Origin of the sequence: Enterobacter sp. RIT637, from assembly GCF_019718755.1 — a bacterium.
Classification (GTDB): domain Bacteria; phylum Pseudomonadota; class Gammaproteobacteria; order Enterobacterales; family Enterobacteriaceae; genus Enterobacter.
Window position 1 is genome coordinate 1 of record NZ_JAIHAZ010000066.1, and the last position, 729, is coordinate 729.

At 57.8% G+C, this 729-nt stretch carries 1 protein-coding gene; it reads right to left on the reverse strand.

The window, feature by feature from the left end:
* The coding region (locus tag K5E19_RS23175; RefSeq protein WP_221553278.1) for an Ig-like domain-containing protein at nucleotides 1–729 on the reverse strand (729 nt) is incomplete at both ends.

Consider the following 729-nt stretch of genomic DNA (forward strand, 5'->3'; position numbering starts at 1 on the left):
TCCTGGACATCATCCACCACTTGCAGCAGCTGCAGATAGCTTGCGCCCGTGGAGACGTTAACGGTGATATCGTCAACGATCGCACTGCTGTTACCCGCCGGATCCGTTACCTGAGTCGCGAACTGGTGTTCGCCTTCAACCAGCGGCGTGGACGGGGTGAACTGCCAGCTACCGTCAGGGTTGGTGACGGTGACTGAACCGATCGCCTGGCCATTATCATAGATAGTGACCGTGCTGCCCTGCTCCGCTTTACCGGTGAAGGTCGGTTTGTTGTCGTCCGTGGTCATGCCCTCGGTCAACTGACCTTTCCAGGCACCCTGATCGTCAGACACCTGCAGGCCGGAAACCGGATTCGGGGCTGTTGAATCAATGGTTACCGTGAACGAACCGCTGCGATCGCTCTCCTGGCCCGCGCTGTTGGTATTGGTCACCGTAAAGGTGTAGCTACCGTCAGCCAGTGCCGGAGATGGCGTGAAGCTCCAGGTGCCATCGCTGTTCAGCGTTGTTTTACCTACAACCTGACTGCCGTTGTAGATGGTGATCGTATCGCCCGCAGCACCGTCCGCAGTCCCGTTCAGGGTCGGCGTATCGTCTTTGGTCAACGCATTGTTGGCCAGGTTGATAACGGTTGTGCCGGCATCGTCCAGAACGTTAACGATCGCTGGTGCATCCGGGGTATCGGACATAATGACGTCATAGCTGTCAGCCGGTTTCGCCACGTTGCCAACC